This is a genomic window from Pradoshia sp. TA40_28, from assembly GCF_059694525.1.
Genome location: NZ_JCATZO010000005.1, coordinates 66,584 through 85,392 on the forward strand (window position 1 = coordinate 66,584; position 18,809 = coordinate 85,392).

16 protein-coding genes are annotated in these 18,809 nt (G+C 36.3%); 1 reads left to right on the plus strand and 15 read right to left on the minus strand.

Annotated features, from left to right (window positions below):
- Positions 1-145 precede the first annotated feature (145 nt).
- The 11 genes from AC58NB_RS08155 to AC58NB_RS08205 all read right to left on the minus strand — a co-directional run bounded on the left by AC58NB_RS08155 (position 146) and on the right by AC58NB_RS08205 (position 10,163).
- Positions 146-1,018 carry a glycoside hydrolase family 73 protein gene (locus AC58NB_RS08155; protein WP_497426334.1) on the minus strand — a complete coding sequence of 291 codons (873 nt, stop codon included), beginning with the start codon at positions 1,016-1,018 and terminating at the stop codon, positions 146-148.
- A gap of 454 nt (positions 1,019-1,472) precedes the next feature.
- A complete protein-coding gene (locus AC58NB_RS08160) occupies positions 1,473-2,327 on the minus strand; it encodes a MurR/RpiR family transcriptional regulator (RefSeq protein ID WP_497426335.1) in 855 nt (284 codons plus the stop codon).
- Positions 2,328-2,340: 13 nt separating this feature from the next.
- Positions 2,341-3,228 (minus strand): ROK family protein, encoded by an 888-nt coding sequence (locus AC58NB_RS08165; RefSeq protein WP_497426336.1) that lies wholly within the window; start codon positions 3,226-3,228, stop codon positions 2,341-2,343.
- Between the two features lie 92 nt (positions 3,229-3,320).
- Positions 3,321-4,010 (minus strand): N-acetylmannosamine-6-phosphate 2-epimerase, encoded by a 690-nt coding sequence (locus AC58NB_RS08170; RefSeq protein WP_497426337.1) that lies wholly within the window; start codon positions 4,008-4,010, stop codon positions 3,321-3,323.
- Between the two features lie 27 nt (positions 4,011-4,037).
- Positions 4,038-4,877, minus strand: coding sequence for a carbohydrate ABC transporter permease (locus tag AC58NB_RS08175; protein WP_497426338.1), 840 nt, complete (start codon positions 4,875-4,877; stop codon positions 4,038-4,040).
- Between the two features lie 12 nt (positions 4,878-4,889).
- On the minus strand, positions 4,890-5,765 hold the full coding sequence (locus AC58NB_RS08180) for a carbohydrate ABC transporter permease (RefSeq protein WP_497426339.1): 876 nt from the start codon (positions 5,763-5,765) through the stop codon (positions 4,890-4,892).
- A gap of 76 nt (positions 5,766-5,841) precedes the next feature.
- The gene (locus AC58NB_RS08185; RefSeq protein WP_497426340.1) at positions 5,842-7,236 is read right to left on the minus strand and encodes an ABC transporter substrate-binding protein; all 1,395 of its coding nucleotides are present in this window, start codon (positions 7,234-7,236) and stop codon (positions 5,842-5,844) included.
- A gap of 24 nt (positions 7,237-7,260) precedes the next feature.
- Positions 7,261-7,905, minus strand: a complete 645-nt coding sequence (locus AC58NB_RS08190; RefSeq protein ID WP_497426341.1) for a GDSL-type esterase/lipase family protein — start codon at positions 7,903-7,905, stop codon at positions 7,261-7,263.
- 4 nt (positions 7,906-7,909) lie between these two features.
- On the minus strand, positions 7,910-8,821 hold the full coding sequence (locus tag AC58NB_RS08195; protein WP_497426342.1) for a dihydrodipicolinate synthase family protein: 912 nt from the start codon (positions 8,819-8,821) through the stop codon (positions 7,910-7,912).
- A 357-nt stretch (positions 8,822-9,178) separates the two neighbouring features.
- A complete protein-coding gene (locus AC58NB_RS08200) occupies positions 9,179-9,463 on the minus strand; it encodes a hypothetical protein (protein WP_497426343.1) in 285 nt (94 codons plus the stop codon).
- A 322-nt stretch (positions 9,464-9,785) separates the two neighbouring features.
- Complete coding sequence (locus tag AC58NB_RS08205; protein WP_497426344.1) at positions 9,786-10,163, minus strand: PH domain-containing protein; 378 nt, start codon at positions 10,161-10,163, stop codon at positions 9,786-9,788.
- 340 nt (positions 10,164-10,503) lie between these two features.
- Between AC58NB_RS08205 and AC58NB_RS08210 the strand changes: the two genes are divergently transcribed.
- A complete protein-coding gene (locus tag AC58NB_RS08210; protein ID WP_497426345.1) occupies positions 10,504-10,809 on the plus strand; it encodes a TIGR04104 family putative zinc finger protein in 306 nt (101 codons plus the stop codon).
- A gap of 100 nt (positions 10,810-10,909) precedes the next feature.
- Here AC58NB_RS08210 and AC58NB_RS08215 read toward each other — a convergent pair whose 3' ends face one another.
- Genes AC58NB_RS08215 through AC58NB_RS08230 form a run of 4 tightly spaced genes read right to left on the minus strand, consistent with a single transcriptional unit; the run spans position 10,910 to position 18,676 of the window.
- Positions 10,910-15,370: a coiled-coil domain-containing protein gene (locus tag AC58NB_RS08215; RefSeq protein ID WP_497426346.1), complete on the minus strand. Its 4,461-nt coding sequence runs from the start codon at positions 15,368-15,370 to the stop codon at positions 10,910-10,912.
- Positions 15,348-16,094, minus strand: a complete 747-nt coding sequence (locus AC58NB_RS08220; RefSeq protein WP_497426347.1) for a DUF6063 family protein — start codon at positions 16,092-16,094, stop codon at positions 15,348-15,350. The genes AC58NB_RS08215 and AC58NB_RS08220 overlap by 23 nt, the downstream gene beginning before the upstream one ends.
- 6 nt (positions 16,095-16,100) lie before the next feature.
- Positions 16,101-17,606, minus strand: coding sequence for a hypothetical protein (locus AC58NB_RS08225; protein WP_497426348.1), 1,506 nt, complete (start codon positions 17,604-17,606; stop codon positions 16,101-16,103).
- A complete protein-coding gene (locus AC58NB_RS08230) occupies positions 17,597-18,676 on the minus strand; it encodes a Wadjet anti-phage system protein JetD domain-containing protein (RefSeq protein WP_497426349.1) in 1,080 nt (359 codons plus the stop codon). The genes AC58NB_RS08225 and AC58NB_RS08230 overlap by 10 nt, the downstream gene beginning before the upstream one ends.
- Positions 18,677-18,809: the final 133 nt, after the last annotated feature.

Genomic DNA, 18,809 nt, shown 5'->3' on the forward strand with positions numbered 1-18,809 from the left:
AAAATCCCCTTGTTTACTTATTCCATAATTTTCAACTTTAGAAATATTATAACAAACACACCCATAGATAATGTTTTTATAGTGAAGTCCCATAAAAAAGAATAAAAAATAAGCGTATGTGCAAATTAAACACATACGCTTGAGTTTATATTTTATCATTTGTGACATTGCTATCAATCAGCTGCAACTGATACTGTTGGATAATATCAGTCAACATTTGGCTGTATATTTTTTCACCTTTTTCGTTCTCTGCTGTACTGTATCCCGCATCTTCCAAGGCTTGTGCCTGTTCTGTATAGGTCTTGGCATCAAAAAGGCCATGTTTTTCATATCGTTTATTTTCTTTAAGGAAAGCACCATGATCATCAATCGACTCATCAATCGAATTATAGGCTCTAAAATCACTTATTGTCTTTTGGTTATGGAATTCCTTCGTGTCCATGCTTGCGACAGCACCGTCCCAGTTATGACCTTTAATGCCAAATAGGTTATTATACTTCTGAGAAAGGCCTGATTTTCCCCATTCAGATTCTAAAATTGCCTGTGCAATAGTAATGGAGGGCAAGATTCCATAATCCTTATAATTATCTACAGCGGCATTTTCTATTTCAGCGATAAATTCGTATTGTTTGCTTTTATCACCCTTGTTTAATGAATCCAAATAACTTAAATAGGATTTTACTTTTGATTTCTGTTCATCCGTATAATTCAACTCAGACATAACCTCTTCAATATTTTCAAGCTTATACTGATTACCTTCTTTTTGGATAAATAGATTAGCGGTTTGTTCAATATTATAAGGTTCCACTGTTTCTAAATTATATTCAATGGATGCTATAGCTGCGACGTTTTTCCAGTTAGCCTGCACTTTACCTTTGCTTGCATCATCAACAATTGATTGGATTTCCTCCATTCGATCATTCGTAATAAACGTCTTTTGCTCGTTCGGAAAGATATTCCATAGAACAACTATCATAATCGCAATCATTGCGAAGAATACTAATTTTATCGGTTTCATTTGATTTTCTCCTTTGTACAATTCGACATTTTAGAGGAAGAAAGTCAGGTGTTTGCAGTATAGATAACTACTATAAACTCTATCTAGTATGTTATCAAATATTATTGTATCAAATTACGAATAACTTTAAATGAAAATTACTTCTATAAAAGGATAGTACTGGGATTTAACTTTTTGTATGATTACTAAAAAAAGAACTGTTCGGAAACAGTTCTTCAGTAAAAGCGTCCTTCTAAAAGTACCGCTCCATGTATCATCTTATGTTCTAAACAAAGTATTATATATTACTCGATTAAATTGGTCGGCTGATTTTTGACTACCCGTTTTGCATCCTCCTGGATAAATGCGACGGAAGGTCTTATAAATCCTATTGGAATTGTTAATCCACTTCATAATCAAGATTTCAAATAACAAAATCAGCATTAACATTTAACCGTTGGCAATCTAACATCCGTCATAGCATCTTTTCAATAACAGCTTTTGCCGTTAATTCTTTATTATAGACCGCTTCCTTGTTCGTTCTTTTAAAATACTCAAAATAGAGCATATCTAAAAGGTAAAGCTGTGATATCTTTGCAGATAAACTTCCTCCCTGAAGCGGACCTTCATTTGCACCACACAGCAATGTAATATCTGAGAAACTAGTCAAAGGAGATTTTGCAAATCTCGTTATCGAAATAATCTTTGCACCGCTTTCTTTTGCTGCTTTTGCTACTTCAATCGTATCTTTCGTTGAACCTGAATAAGAAATGAGAATGGCTACGTCTTTCTCTGTCATTAAAGCTGCAGACATAACTTGGAGATGTGAATCGATCGAACACTCTGTTTTATTCGTAATTCTCATAAACTTATTCTTTGCTTCCATTGCTGTCATTAAGGAAGAACCTACTCCAAAAAAGTGGATTCTTTGGGCGTTTACCATACACTCAACAGCATGAGAAAGATCATTTTCTGAAAGAAGGTTATAGGTTTCTGTAAGTGCCTGTATGTTTGAGGATAAAACCTTTGACGACATTTCCTCAATTGAATCTTGAATCGTAATCACACTGGAAAGCTGCGGAGTTTCATTTTCAAGAGAAATACTATGGGCTAAAACAATTTTAAACTCCTGATATCCTTTAAGATCCATCGTTTTACAAAATCGAAAAACACTTGATTCACCTACGTTACATGCATCAGCCAAATCAGTTATCGACATGTAAATGACATCTTTGGTATTTTCGAGAATATAATCAGCAACTTTTCTTTCTGTGTTAGTAAATGAATTGTATCTTGAGTGAATGAGAGAAAATAGATCCTGAACTGTCATTGTGACACTCCTTCTAGTAATCATCCCTTAAATGAAGTGATACTGCACCAAGAACTCCGGCTTTATTTCCAAGAGAGGCTTTCATAATCTTAACATCTGAAAAGCTATCCATTGTTAACTCTTTAACTTTATTAGAAATCATATTTACCAGATTTTCTTGCTCCATCACTCCACCACCAATAATAATAGCTGGCGGGTTAAAAATGTGGATAAGGGAAGTTAGCCCCAGAGCCACCTCCGATACCCAATCTTGAAGGAGCATATCTAAACCCTTATAACCTAGGTTCATTCTTTGAAAAATGACTCTACCATTTATAAAATCGGAATTTACGGCCTGCGCTCTTTTTATTAAAGCCGTGGTAGAAGCATATACTTCATAACAGCCAGCTTTGCCACAGTTACACCTATTGCCTAAGGGATGGGTAATGATGTGACCAAATTCTCCAGCCAATCCATTATGTCCCTTATAAATTTTAGAATCGATTACAATGGCCCCACCAATGCCTGTCCCATATGTTAAACAAAGAAAATCATTAAAATCCTTTGCAGCTCCAAAGAACTTTTCCCCTAAAGCAGCTGCATTCACATCGTTTTCCACTTTAACAGGAACCTTAAACTGATTCTCTAGAATATCTTTTAATTTAGTACCTGTATAGTTTGGAATATTTTCATTGGCATAAATGATTGAACCCTCTGTACTATTAACCTGTCCTGCAGTGCTTATACCGATAACATCAAAGTCCTGAAATTCACTTATTATTTTAATTAGTTTTTCAACTAAATACTTTCCACCTTTTTTACTTTCCGTATCATATTCTTTAAATTCTTCTATTTTTCCATCCCGATCAGAGATGCCAACTTTTATAGAGGTTCCACCAATATCGGCTGCTAATATTTTCACTTCCATCATCCTTTAAATCTATCTATTATGCATAATAAACCCCTTGAAAAATGGACTGACACTTAAAAAAGCTTATCTCTTACTTGGACCAATTATTTAATTGCTTCAATAAATCTCTTGGTAATTTCCATTGGCCTCGTAATCGCGGTACCCACTACTGCTGTATGAACGCCTAAATCAAAAACACTTTTCAGTTCCTCTGGAGTCCAAATCCCACCTTCAGCAATGATAGGAATATGAAAATCCTGAACCAATCGTTCTATCAATTCTAAATCTGGAAGATGATTACCCTTTGTATATTCCGTATAGCCACTCAACGTTGTACCTAAGCAATCAAACCCTAATTCATAAGCCTCTTTTGCCTCTTCATAGGTAGAGCAGTCCGCCATGAAAATTTGTTCTTTATATGTCTCTCTGATTTTAGGAAAGACTTCACTTATCGTCTTGCCATCAGGTCTGATCCTTTTCGTTGCATCCAACGCAATAATATCTACCCCCTCCTGATAAAGAAGGTCGATTTCTTTAAAAGTAGGGGTGATAAATACTTCTGATCCTTCATAAACTTTTTTAATAATTCCGATGATAGGTAATTGAACAGTTTCTTTTATTTTCCTAATATCTTCAACACTATTTGCTCTAATCCCCTTTGCTCCTCCAACCATAGCAGCATAAGCCATTTTACTCATAATAAAAGAGCTATGAAGAGGTTCCTCTGGAAGAGCCTGGCATGAAACAATCAGTTGTCTATTAATAAGATCAAATATCTTCTGTTTTTTATTCATCTGCAAACATCTCCAAATATAAAAATATTACTTATCTGCTCCAATCGTAATTCCTTTTGTAAAATACTTTTGGAAGAAAATAAATATGAGTAGCATAGGAATGGCTGCTACAGTAGCTCCAGCCATCTTATAGGCAAAGTTTGGATTTAGATCTTGCATCAAAGTTGCGATCCCTACCATTAACGTTTTCGAACCTTCATCTTGACCGACTACAAGCTGCCATAAATAATCATTCCAAACTTGAACAAAGTTAAGAATAAATAATGCACCAATACCTGGTTTAACTAAGGGCAGCATGATTTTATAAAAGATTTTAAATTCACTGGCTCCATCGATTTTGGCAGCTTCTCTTAAGGAATCTGGGATTGTATCAAAGAATCCCTTTAGTAAAAATACCCCAAAAGCTGTTGCAACGTTTGGCAAAATCATACCACTTAAGGTATTAACCATATTAAAGTCCTGAATAATTCTAAACAAAGGGACGATCATGACTTCTTTTGGAATCATAAGACTTGAAATAAAAATAATGAAAATAATATTTTTCCCTTTAAATTGGAGCTTTGAAAATGCATAGGCTGCAAGCGCACTGACAATAATTAAGGCCAAGGTAGAAACCAAAGCTACAAATAAGCTATTATATGTCCATGTAAAAGCAGGTTGATTGTTGAAAACATCCACATAGTTGCTCAACGTAAAGGTTTTAGGAAACCAATCTGGCGGCATTTTAACAACATCGGCACTGTTCTTAAAAGAGCTCGTCACAAGCCAGTAAAGAGGGAAAAGACTTAGAATAGCAAAAAATAGTACAATTATATTTGTTACGATATCAATTTTTTCTTTCTTTTTCTTGTTCTTATTCCTCAACATATTCTCTCACCTCTAATTCTTCTTAAACATAGCTCTTAGCTGTGGAATCGATAGAGCTAATGTAATTAAGAACATAATTACACCTACAGCAGAAGCCAGACCAAGCTGATTATACTTAAATGCATTATTATATAAGTAGTACATAAGAGTTGTAGATGCATTGTTTGGTCCTCCACCAGTTAAAAGCTGAATAACAACAAAGATCTTTAGGACGGCAATAATATTCATAATAATGATGTATATTGTTGTAGGTTTAACCATCGGAATGATAATTTTAAAGATAATTTTCATTCTACTTGCCCCATCCACTTCAGCCGCTTCAAATAGTTCCTTTGGAACCCCAATCATAGAAGCAATATATAGAATGATTGCCTGCCCAACATTCGTAGCAAATGTCACGAAAATAATAACGGGCAGTACCCAATCCGTATCACCTAAGAAATTGACTGTTGACAGTTCCATTTTTCTTGCCACAAAAGGGATTAAACCATTGGCAGGGTTTAATAAGAAACTCCAAATCATGCTCATGACCACCATGGAAACCATTACAGGAATATAGTATGCACCTCTAATGAAAGATACATATTTAGCATTTTTATCAAAAATAGCAGCGGAAACAAACATTGCAAAAATAACGGTTAATGCCACAATGAATAGGACAAAAATAACTGTGTTAATAGTGGATTGAATGAATACAGAATCACTGAATAATCTTTTATAGTTATCAAGCCCAATAAATACTTCATCTTGATAGCTTATTTTAAATAGACTTAATCTTATTCCTTCAATGATCGGATAAACTAAAAATACCAAAAAAAGTAACATTTGAGGTGCGATAAACAAGTAGCCTGTAATATTTTCTCTGAAAAAATCTTTTTTGATTTTCATTAATATCATTTACCTTTCTACAATTTAAGCCCCAATAAGAAGGGGCTTAAATGTTGTAAAGTCGTATATTCTAGAGCTAATTAGTAATAACTGAATTTGCTTTTGAATCTTCAATTATTTTATTTCCGCTTGATTGGTAGCTCTTTACAACTTCTTTCGCGGTTTTTTCACCAGTATATAAAGCCTGTAATTCTGGATAAAGAACTTGTCTTAACTGGCTGTAACCTGGTACATTTCCAGTAAAATTAAACATGTATTGATCGTTAGCAGAATAGGCATCAAAGTAAGGCTTTTCTGCCTTAAACTCCTCAGTAACAGATGTTCTAACAGGCACTCCATTCTTAGATGCCTTCACAAGTTCAGAATCAGTAGAGACAAATTTCACGAAATCCTTACTAACTTTAATTCTAGTTTCGTCTTTTGTGTCAAAAACAGCAGCACCTGTCACATAAGTGAAAGTTAAAGGATCTCCACTTTCAGACGGAATATTAGCGAGCCTCATATCAAATTTAGGAGCTTTACCACTTTCCATATCAGCCTTTGCATTGTTGAGTAGTATTGAGTTAGTAAAACTAATCGCAAGCTGTTGATTTTGGAACATCGCATTAACATCGTTTGAAGAAACAGATTCTACACCAGGGTTAGTTAAACCATCATCGTAGATTTTCTTTAACCAATTTGCGGCTTTAGCACCCTTTGCATCATCAATGATTAAATTACCATCTTTATCAAAGAACTCATTACCAAACATTCTTAAATAAGCAAGATTCCAGGTATCTGCCTGATTATTTAAAGCAAACAATCCCATTGGATACGCATTTGAATATTTATCCTTAGGCAACTTCTCTTTTAAATTTTTAAGTATTTTTTCATAGTCAGCCAAGGTCCAAGTCTTGATTTCATGCTCTCCACCAATATATTCTTCAAGCCCTGCAGCTTTAAACATATCAGCATTATAAGTTAAAGTACCTGGGTTATGTGAGAATGGATAGAAGTATACATCATCACCAAACGTCACACTCTCCCAATGGCTTTCGGCAATATCTTTTTTAGATTCATCGTCAACGATATCGTTTAGAGGTACTAAAGCCCCTCTATGAGCATAGTCTCCCATAGCAAAAACGCTTTCAAAGAAAACATCTGGAGGAGTTCCCCCATTAAGATTTACGTTTAAAAGCTCATCGCGTTGGTCACCTGCAATGACCTCAACATTTACTTTGACCTTATGTTCCTTGTATTCAGCAGCGAATTTCTCTGCTGCATGTTTGAAAAAGCTATCATAGTCAGCTCCCTCTTCAGAAGCATCTAAAACACCCTTCCACTGCGGAGTTAACCAAACTGTTATTTCTACCTCACCATTTGAACCAGAACTACCATTAGATTTACTGGTTTCTTTCCCCAAGCATCCCGCAAGTACTGACAGTACAAGCATGATTGCCATTCCGGCTTTAAGAAAACGCTTTCTAAACATAAATGACCCCTCCTTATCATCCTATTAAAATAGTAAAATGCTTTTGATTTTACGAAAGACAAGCTGTGATAATTGCTTGTGACCTTCCTCATCAAGATGCATAAAATCAACCTTATTCATTCCTACCAATCCCTTTGTATCAAGAAATTCTGTACCCTGAAGCTCTAATAGTTCCATTAAATGCTTCGATATTTCCTCTGATTTGAGGTCGCATTCACTTCCCATTGATTTACTGACTTCAGTATCCAGATACCTTTTATCAATAGGGGGAGGTGCAATAACTAAGACTTTTGGACATGTTCCGTTTAAACCGGCGGGAGTAAGTTTGGCCTTAAGTGAAAGTCTGGCTATTCCTTGTGCAATATTATAAGAAGTTAAATGAAACCTTTCTTTCGTATCATTCGTTCCAAGCATAATAATGACAAGTTCTATTGGCATATGACTCATCAAGCAAGGATGGATATAGGTATACCCATTCAATCCTTCAAATAAAGGATCATCTATGACACTCGTTCTACCGGACAATCCTTCTTCCACTACTTGAAACTCATCACCAAGTAATTCGGCTAAAAGACTAGTCCATCTAACGCCTTCTGGATATCTATCCGCAGTTTTAGCGTTAAATCCCCAAGTATTAGAGTCCCCAAAGCATACGATTCTTCTTTTCATCTGGTTACCCTCTATACTTTACTATCGCTTTGTCGATCAACTCTTTAATACTTTCGATTTTATTTAAATCCTCACCTGTTACTGGCTCTAACGGACCTCTTACATTTCCTATGTTAACGTCTCTTAATTTTAAGACCTCTTTAATAGCCGAATACATAGAGCCGTTTAAGGAACATAAAGCGATAATAATGTCATTTATATCACTTTGTATTCTCCTGGCATTAGCAAAATCTCCTGTTGATACAAATTCTTCTGCCAGTAAATAAAGTTCTGGCATAGCTCCATAGGTTCCGCCTATACCACTGTCTGCACCAATTAATCTCCCAGAAACATATTGTTCATCAGGACCATTAAAAACAATAAAATCTTCACCAGCCGCTGTCTTAAATCTTTCAATATCCATAACTGGCATGGAAGAATTTTTAACTCCTATAACCTTCTTATTCTCCAATAATTTATTAAACAGATTCAAAGAAAGATTATAGCCTGTTGTTTGTGGGATATTGTAAATGATAAATGGCAGATTAGTTGCATTAATAATCTCTGTCCAATACTTATAAATAGAACTTTCAGGGAGATTAAAGTAAATTGGCGGAATGGCAGATAAAGCATCATATCCCAATTCTTCAGCATATTTTGCCAATATAACACTATCTCTTGTTGACGGTGCACCAACATGTGCGATTACAGTCAGTTTTCCATTAACATGATCTGCAACATATCGTAATGTAGCTTTTCTTTCTTCAAGACTCTGATAGATACATTCCCCAGAACTTCCCCCAACGTACAGGCCTTTAACCCCTTTGTTGTATAAATAATCACATAAATCTTTAGTTCTACTCTCAGATATTTCTCCTAAATCATCATAACAAGCATAGAAAGCTGGAAATATTCCTTTATACTTTTCTAAATTCAATTCTGCCACCACCTATATAGACTTTAAACAAAATCTTTTGTTGACTTCATATTTGGTAAACGCTTACAAGGATAAATATAGCATTGATATAAATATATGTAAATATTTTTCTTTATTACCTATTTTTCTGGAGAAAATTTTCTCTATATTTTCGAATCCATCGAAAAAAATTTCCCTAAATTTATGTTTGAGATATTTTGTTAAATTTTTATAATCGCAAGAATTATATTCTTGGAGCAAAGAATGAAGTCTTTTACATCTTTAGCAGTGAATGATTAGTAGAAATAAATTGGATGATGAACTGAGAATAAAAAAGAGACCAGTTTATATCCAACTGATCTCCCAACAATGTGTAGCTTATTTAATTAACGTTTTCTGGGTTCTAAAAAATTCAGTAAACGCTGCATTGATTTCTTTTGATACTCTAAATTTGGATTTGCAGCCAGTGCAGCTATAACGAAAGCCTCCTTTTTTCACATCAAGAAAGCCTATAAACATGAAGATCGGAATTAAATACCAACCTGGCATTGGAATACAGCATGCAATTAAAATGGCCAAAAACATCATATCAGAGACAGTAATTAGTTTTTTCACTTGATTCCCACTGCATTTTTCACATTTGATGATTTGCTGGTCATTCACAAAAATTCCTCCCTTTCAGAATGATGAAAACGCTTTAATAAATAATTGAATAAAGAATTACGACTTTAAGAATAAGTACTTTTGATAAAACGTATTCATATCGTTCACAATTTAGACACATATTATAGTATTCGTCACAAATTTATGATGTCCTTCATTATTTCCAATTTATATAAAAATGGTCATTTATTAATATGACCTTGGATGGCTATATGGAACAAAAAGACTACGGATCATATTTATTATTGGAGTTTATTTAAAGAGGACAATAAAAAAAAGGAGAGCGATTTCAGTCGCCCTCCCTTAGATTCTTTGGCTACATTTATCCACAAACATAATAAGCAAGCAATTTTTGAACGTCTTCAATACTGTTTCCTTTTTTAAACGTCTTGATTATTGGCATATCTGCTCCGGATAACCAAATTTTAAGCTCAGCATCCATATCAAATGTGCCTGCTGTTTCCGTACTGAAATGCGTAATACTTTTGTATGGGATGGAATGATACTCGACTTTTTTACCTGTCATGCCCTGTTTATCTACAAGAATAAGTCGGTTACCCGTGAATACAATCAAATCCCTGATTAACTTGTACGCTTGTTGAACTTCTTCACCTGGAAACAATACTTCTTTTAATGATTTAGAAACTTCATCCTTACTTATAGTTGAAGAATTACCCATTAACCCATCTAAAATGCCCATTGCTTTAACCTCCTTATTAAAATAACCCATATCCTAAAGTATACCGTATAAAGTGGATCATATCATATAAATTGGGTATATCTGGATTTTTATGACTTTTTGTAATCAGGACGATATTATTTTCCCCAACTTTATAATCTCCCACATTATCCTCATTCCCTTCGTACGGTGGATATAACCATGATCAACCCAAAGGTAATGTAAAGGGATAGGAAAACACCTATGGTACTGCTATTTTCAGCCTACCTCTACTCTTGATATTTTTTCACTTTTAGAAAAATTAAGCTCTGGTATAATAAATTAAATACCTTTTGTTTGTTTAGGTTTAAAAAAGGAGGCTATGGTCGTGCCAACTTGTCAAAACTGTGGGGTAAAGTGGTCTTGGACCGAATCAATAAAAAAATTATTTGCATCTCGCAGACAGATGAAATGTAATCATTGCGGAGAAATTCAATATCAAAGCAATACTTCCAGAAAGGCAACTTCTGCATTTGTTTTATTTCCACTCATAACAATCCCTTTTACTGTCATCTTTGATTTATCATTATCTTCTACACTGCTTTTGGAATTATGTTTAATGCTTGTAGTCATGCTCTTTATGCCTCTATTTCTCAGGTTAACGAATAAAGATGAGCCACTATGGTAAAAAAGGAGACTGCAATTAAACATGCAGTCTCCTTTTACTTTACTAACAGTCCTCAACAGAGTTCTCTATATCCATCCATACGTAAATAAATCAATTAATTCTATTGTAAAACTTCTTCTTCCTGATAAATCCGATAAGCCGGTACAACGGTGTCTGTCACAATCTCTTTTCCATTTTCACGAACAAAATCTAGTTTGTAATAGGAGTCAAAGCGCTGACTGATCTCAGTTTTCACCAATTCAGGCGGTGTCACAACGATTAACTGGAACTTCAACTTCTCAGCAACCGCAAAAATCGGATCCAGAACATGTGCTGATGCTGCTTGGCCAAACGGATTATCACAAACGAGTGATACCCAGCTGTTATCCGCTTCACTCTTAACGGATAAGAGCATCATCATCATAACCATCCGGGCAGATAATTTTTGGCCGCCACTGCCATCTGACTTCGTCTTAGACCCTTGGTTTATCGTTTTCCAAGTTGAATAGTGTTCTTTTTGCGGTCTACCGTACATGAAGGCATTATCAGTCCGCATATTATAGACCAGCAGCTCAGGGAAACGATTGCGTAGGGATACAAACAGAATCTGTTCATCACTGATTAATTGCTTGATTTCTGTCTCAAGAGCTTTATTATGGTCATCGATTGTCTCGAATTGCTTCGTAATCTTATCTATAGCCATAACGAAATGCTGTTTTAAGAGCGGTTCTACCTCTTCGGCATTCTTAGGTAAGATGTCTTCCTTCAATTGGACAAGCGGAAATGCTCCACGTTCATTTTTAATTTTCATCTTGGCAATCATGGACCGGATCGCGTCGGACATACTCATGATTTTCATGCTGGCACGGCTTGCCCAGAAATCCTGTGCCTTTTCCGCTCGTTCTTTATCACGATCCAATTGCTCCAAACCGCTCCTCGAGAAGCGTTTCATATTGGCAATAATCGATTCGATATGGGCATAATGGCGAGTATCCATATGATCCAAAGAAGAGAGAACTTCATTTTTAAACCGCAGCTCCCAATCTTTATCTTCAATCGTAAGCTTCAGCTTACGGAGTGATTGCTCAAGCTTGGCATGTTTAACCTGTTTTTCTTCAAGGAAATTTTGGTGCGCTTCACACCAAGCTAAGATACATGATTTACCTTGATTTTTAATTTTGGCTACAACCTCTTCTGTATAAGGGAGCGGATTTTCTTTTAAAATAACGGATAAGGTTAACTGATCTCCCTCGTAACCATTGATACGATCATTTGTCTCTTTCAGTTTCTTTTCAGCCTGACTCAGCTCTTTTTTAGTCAGTTTAGTCCGGTCTTTAATCTCAACCTCTTTAACTTCCAGATCCTGATCTTCCCACTTTTCCGGCTCCTGTTCATGCTTGCTAAGCTTTTTCTCCGCTTTTTTAGCTTGTTCGTTCGCCATCTTTAAGGATGTTTCCGCAACGGTGACTTCCTTGTCCTGCTTACGCTCCTCTTTATCAGCGTCTTTTGCCTCTTTATTAGCGGTCTGCTGCAAACCTTCGAGAATGCTGATCGGTTCGTCCGGTACCGATTTCTCTTTCCAATCTTCATGAAGCTTTGTTAACTTTTTCTCCAATTTAGATTTCTGTGATGCTTCCGCTTCTTTTTGTGCTTTTAACGTAAGCAATTCCTGTGCTTGTTCTTCCTTGGAGCGCTGCAATTGATTTAATTCAATCAAATGCCCTTTAATCTTATCCAGTAGATGCAGAGATAAACTTGGTACTTCCTCATTGCTTTCGACTTTTCCAACTGAAGGGAAAGCAGCTGAACTTACATATTGCACGATTTGCTTAATACTTTGCTCCATGGACAATTTCCATTCCAAATAGGTTTGGTTCCACTGCGAACTCCTGTCATTAAGCTCTTCTAGTTCCTTACTGATCTCTTCTTGTTGGGCGATCAGAGTAGCTTTATGAGATTCCTTTGCATCGTTCAATTGTTTATGCTGTTCGAATTTTTCTTTTTCCTGTTCAAATCCCTCGACTACTTCTATATGCTTTTCACATTCATCAATTCTGACTTGCTTCTTATTGATTTGTTCACGCAACTGCGCGTGCAGCTCTTTTTCTTTATTGAGGATTTGAATGGTTCGTTTTAATTCGCTATCTACCCGGGATATTTCCTTTTCTTCCTGCTCAATCAATTTGGCAATATCCACACAAAGCTCAGTATCTGTCATTCTATTTAATTCATTATATAAGCGGCGAAGAGATCGTTCAGATTTTCCAAGTTCATCTAATATATCTTTTTTCTCTTCAATTTGTTTGGAAATGGATAGTTTCCATTTCAGATAGGAGTCTCTGTTTGTAATTAACTCCTGTTCTTCACCATGTAAAACAACAAATGAAGAAACAGGTTGATCCTTCATTTCTTCTCTTAAATAAATAGGAACCGGGCTTTTAAAGAGCCTTCCTTGTAAAAGATGATGATTGATTTTCTCCCATTGTGGTTTGCTGACGACCAAACCAAATGGCAGAAGTGGATAGGCTTCCAAGTGGTGAAGGCGTTCTTCCTCGTCCAATGATTGCAAGTATTGTGTACCGTAGAATACATCAATACCTGTCTTTTCATCAATCCACTCTTTAAACTCTTTCACGTCCTGATTGGCTATCCAGAAATTCTCATCATTTAAATAATGGTCAAGCTGACTTTCCCAGAGTTCTTTTTTGACCTGTTCACTCTCTTCCTGGTTTTGGTTCAGATGACTTTCAATACCTGAGGCATATTTTGATAAGAGAGCATGCGTTAAAGGTGTCGATACATCATCTAAAATAAGTTTCAGACGTTCCAGAATAGACGTTTCTTTTAATTCCTGCTTTTGGTAAGCCTCATTCCAGCTATCACGTTTAACGGTCATATGTTTCAATGATTCCCGTAACGTACCTAAAGATCCGGATAGTTCATTTTGTAATTCCTGCGTTTGTTTATCCTGATCTTGAAGCTGTTTAAGATCTTCCTGAAGTTGGAGTAGATTTTGTTTAAAATGGGCAATTAACCCAGACAAATCATACGTAATCCGGTCTCCAAATTGTGCAGCCATTTCCTTTGCTTTTTTATCAAACGTTTGAAGCTCATCCTGTAAGGCATGTATTTCTGTGCTTAATTTAGCAATTTCAATGGTCTTTTGTTTATCATGACCGCTTACTTCTTTACTTCTTTTAGTAAGATATTTTTTGTAAGCATGGTACTGGTTATGAGCCTCTGTAATATCGAGATTCACCTTGTCCCACTCAGCAGTCATCTCGGCCTTGATTTCATCCATTCGTTGATTAACTTGTTCTAACCCGCTGTTTTGTTCAAGTTTTTTCATTTGTTCAGTTAAATTAAGAATGGTATTTTCGTATTCACTCCATTCTTTTAACAACAGGGAGAAAGTAAATTCATCTTTAATCGCTTGTTTTTCTGCAACAATGGCTTTTAGTTGTTCATGCTTCTCTTTATCTTTCTCGAGCTGCTTTTCCCAATGGCGTACATCTTGATGAGCTTTGGCATACTCCAAATTATCTTTTTCAAAACGCAAGACAGACAATTGCTTCGTTAATTGTTCAATCTCTTCTTCTAGCGTATTAAAATCTTCCTTTTCTTGTTTGATCACATGCTCCAATGCACCGAGAAGCTGCTGGCCTTCCTTTGTACTTGCCTGCACAATCTCTTCGTGCTCGACACCAACTCTGACATGTTCTTCAAAAGGTACAATATCCTCTAAAAATTCTTTGTGAGCTTGTTCTCTTTTTAGCAGCACTGGTAAATCTTTAGCAATACTTGCCTGGCTTTTAAAGATCTCCATCAGGTCATTTTTTTGCGCTTCCGCTTTATTTAACACTTGAGTGATGGTCGGAATAATTCTTTTTTGGAAGAGAGAATGATCATCCTCTGCTCCTTCAAAAAATTTGCCTACCCCGCCTTCATCCCTATTAATTTCTTTCATAATGTCCCAATCTTTTCGATTGATGCCATATGTATCAAGAATGCGATAATGTTTTTTTATGTCGCGGTATACATCGAATCCATTCCATTTGAAATAATCCTTCAACTCTTCCGGATCCGCTACCTTGCCATTTTCATAGAGAGGAATATGTTCCAATGCAACATCCTCTTTACGATCAAACTCTCTTGCATAAAACGTAATATTCGGGACAATTTTAGCCTCACGTTCAGTTGCTTCATTCTCGAGGCCGCTTTCCTCATCCAGCAATTTCTTTTGTTCAGCAGAGAACATACCACCTGTCACTAAATGACGTCCTTCAGAACCATCCAGTTCCCATTCAATCAAGATGTGGAAGGTATACGGTGCAAACTGTTCCTTTTTATTAAAGAAAAATTGCTGGTAGAAACGATTGTTTTGTTTGCCCCATGCAGTTCCCGGCTTAAGTACCTGAAAGATGGATTGCAGGAAAACACCTTTTCCACCGCCGTTCATCATAGCGATTAATCCATTCGTAGATGTTTGTTCATTGTGAAAATCAAAGGTTGTATCCTTATATTGCTTTTGCATCCCGTCATATTTCAGTCCGACGATTCTAATGCGATGGATTTTCGGCATTCTCCTTCTCCTCCGTCTTCATAAGTTCCTTCATTTGTTCATATCGGTCATAATCATGATAAAGGAATTCGATCCGCTCGAATAATTCCATTTTCGGGACGGCTTTTGGTATATCGTCTTTATCTAAAATCACGATTAATCCTTCTGTTTCCAAGAGTCTCATAGCCCCGGTAATCAGCCCGATACGCGTCCGCCTGTTCCCTTTTCTAGTACCGAAATCATCCGCTTCAACAACCATATTGACCCAAGTGGTCACGATATCCGGCATATCAATGGCTTGTTCTTCTCCAAATGAAGGATTTTCTTTTAACATGCGATTCCAATTTGTAATCAACTCATTCACGTGGCGTTCTAAAGCGTAAAACGTAATTCCTTCACGCTTCGTCCGAATTCTGGCTGCCTGGTTCTTATCCACCATTGCCAGAAAAGCCATAAGAATGATACTCATTAAATTGAAATACTTCTTATTTTCTATTTGCTTATGCTTATCCTTCATATGGGTAAAGTTGGTTGCGAAAACAGACCCTGCAGGCTGCACAACTAAATGGATTCGCTTTGGTGATTCGATAATATAGGTTCCGGATTCGTCTGCCAGTAATAAAACAGTCTGTCTGACTTCCGGTTCATAGTAGGTTTGGAAATGCTCACTCGTTTCATCAATTACTTTATCTTTTAGTAATGTAAAATAAACGTGTGATGCTTTTTTTATGATTTCTGTATTCATTTAGCCTTACTCCTCCCGGAGACAAATTTTAAATGGTGTCATTTTAGTCCCATACCAGATGACAGGAGCTGAACGATGGTCAAATTCAGTATAAATTTGGCTTCCTTCTAATGATAAAAATTGTGGATACTCATTCATGATTCGATGCAGAAGGATTTCACGTTCATCCGTTAGCGTCTCTAATTTTCGCATCGGTGATAGGATTCTGAGAGGTTTCTTATCAAATAACATCCATAAATCAAGTGTTTCACTTTCTTCAAACCATTGGTCCTGTACGTCCATTGGCATATCCGCTAAATCAGCCAGTGAAAATTCCCCAAATTGCTGTAAATGTTCAAATACATGTTTCCATGCTTTTATGATGGAAGACCAGTCTGTCACACGCTTTGTAAACTCTTCTTCCTCTTCCTCATCCGCAGTTGTATCTTCTATTGGCATAACATTTGCCTGCTCTTGTTCCATCCAAATCCAATCGAGCGGGAGAACGAATTCATTTTTCGGGGAAAATAAAGGTCCAATAATGTTTTCGACTATGTCAAAATCCTTGATTCCCTCTTTCATGATCCAATTTTCATAAATATGCTCCCTGAATGAAACAAGGCTGTTTTCCCAGAACAATGATGGGTTTTCAGCTTTTAACTTCATTTCATATGAAATGTTTTGGATGACTAATTTGGCAAATCGGTCATGCAGCTGTCTGGTATGTTCAATTTTCTCATGCAGAACGATTAATTCCTTTTGAACCAAGCCATTCTCTTCTGTCCGTTTTGCTTTTTCAATCATAGAGGAAATTGTACGGAAATGATTTTTCTCTTCTTCAAATTGCTCCTCAATCTCCCAGCGATTCTCCTCCCTTTGGTGCTCTTGCTCCAAAAGTAGAATCTTAGGGTTGTTGACCATCTCTTTTTGAAAGGTATATTCCTTCGTCATCAAACGATTCACTCTGGAAATCAAATGATCAAGATTACGTGTCGCTTTTTTGAAATTCCCATTTTTAATCAGCTGCATACTATAAAGCTGTTCGATCGTAATCGAGAACTCTTCTGCCATCTCCCGGCTCATAAAAATCATTTCCTGTGCGACATCGGTTAATTTATAGACAATCGATCCACCCATTTCCAGGTTTGTATACAGTTCGTCCATGGTTACATAACGAAAGGTTTGAGTATCCCAAACCTGTCTAATTTCATCATAATAGTACGATTCAAAAGGTTTGCTGTATTCTTCCTTCCCCTGAAAGAGGAGACCGTTCGTAATCCGTTCTACTTGTTTTTCATCAGCTGTTAGCTTCATTTGTTTAATGCAATCCTCGACCATATGTAAAATATCCATTTTTCGTCGACCGTCGTCATCATTTAATTCACGATAAAAAATGGTCAATAGAACTTGCATTAATATAGTCTGGATATAGGGCTTCAATTCGCCGATTTCCATTCCTTTCCCCAGTTCGAACAAAGGATTTAATCGCTTCATCCTTTGGGCAAAGCCCTCCCACGATTCATTCACGTCCATCGCCTCCAAGTTTCAATCGTTAATACCTCCTGCGGAATTCGCTTTTTGGCAGTCCACAACTCGATTAAGCTGTCCTGTTCCTCTTCCGTAAACCAGGCAAAGAATCGGTCTCTGTGCGCTTCATTACGCACCTGTCCTGTTTCCAGATTTGCCTGTTCCCTGCACTCTAGCATTTTTCGATAGATTTTTAAGGCCGGCTGAATCGTGCATTCATGATATTTATCTATTAATCTCATACAAATGCTATAGCCCTCTGCATCCAGGTCACCAGCATAATAAAATAAATAGGAATCCTCTGGGAAAAGTTTAAAGAAAAAGGAGAAGCTTCTTTCAATCTTTTTGCCTTCACCATAAATAATCAGATCCGGTTCATAATCCAAAATGTCTTCTTCTAGCAGCTGAACGCATGTATGGAAGAATGATAGATTTTCTAAAATCAACACACGTTTAATATCTGCCATCTGAACACCTGTTTTCATCCAAAAAACAAAAGGTTCTCCCATCTTTGTGCTTTTTAAGTCGTCCATGGACACACCGATTCTTTGTAAAAATCCTTTTCCTTCTGGAAACAGTTCATTGTCAGTTAGGAATTTTTCGTGACCGAAAAGCTCAAGACTACGTTCTTCCAAGGAAACCGTTTGCCTGGATTGGCTGCTTTTCAAGAAAGTGTAGAGGTTTTTAATTCTTGTCCATTCCTCTTCTGTTTGCCATTCCGGATGTCTTTCGTAATAAGAAAAATCAAATTGGTCATTTAGCTTAAGCATTTCAAGCCGATCCCATTTGGTGATTTCCTTTTTGATATTAACCCAATAAAATAATGGCAACGCTGGATAACGGCCATTTGTTTGTTTATTTAAAATAGGGGTAAGTACATTCTCTTCTACGAGCCTCTCGATAACACCGTGAAACAATGTATACCCATCCATATCAAAATAGTCTTCTATATGTATTCTTAACTGACTCTCCAAGTCATTTACATTTATCTTTTTCTTTTGGTTAGGATGCTGTATATCTTCAATAAACTGCCTTACTCTCACTTCAACCTTATTAATAACTGCCACCTTCTTCATACATCATCTTACTTTTAGGATTATAACAAACGGATCGTTATATGAATATCATAATTTCTTAATGGAGAATTTTGTCGATAGTACTCCTATTATACACAAAAATGCGTGCATTCCGGCTCAAAATAACGGAAAA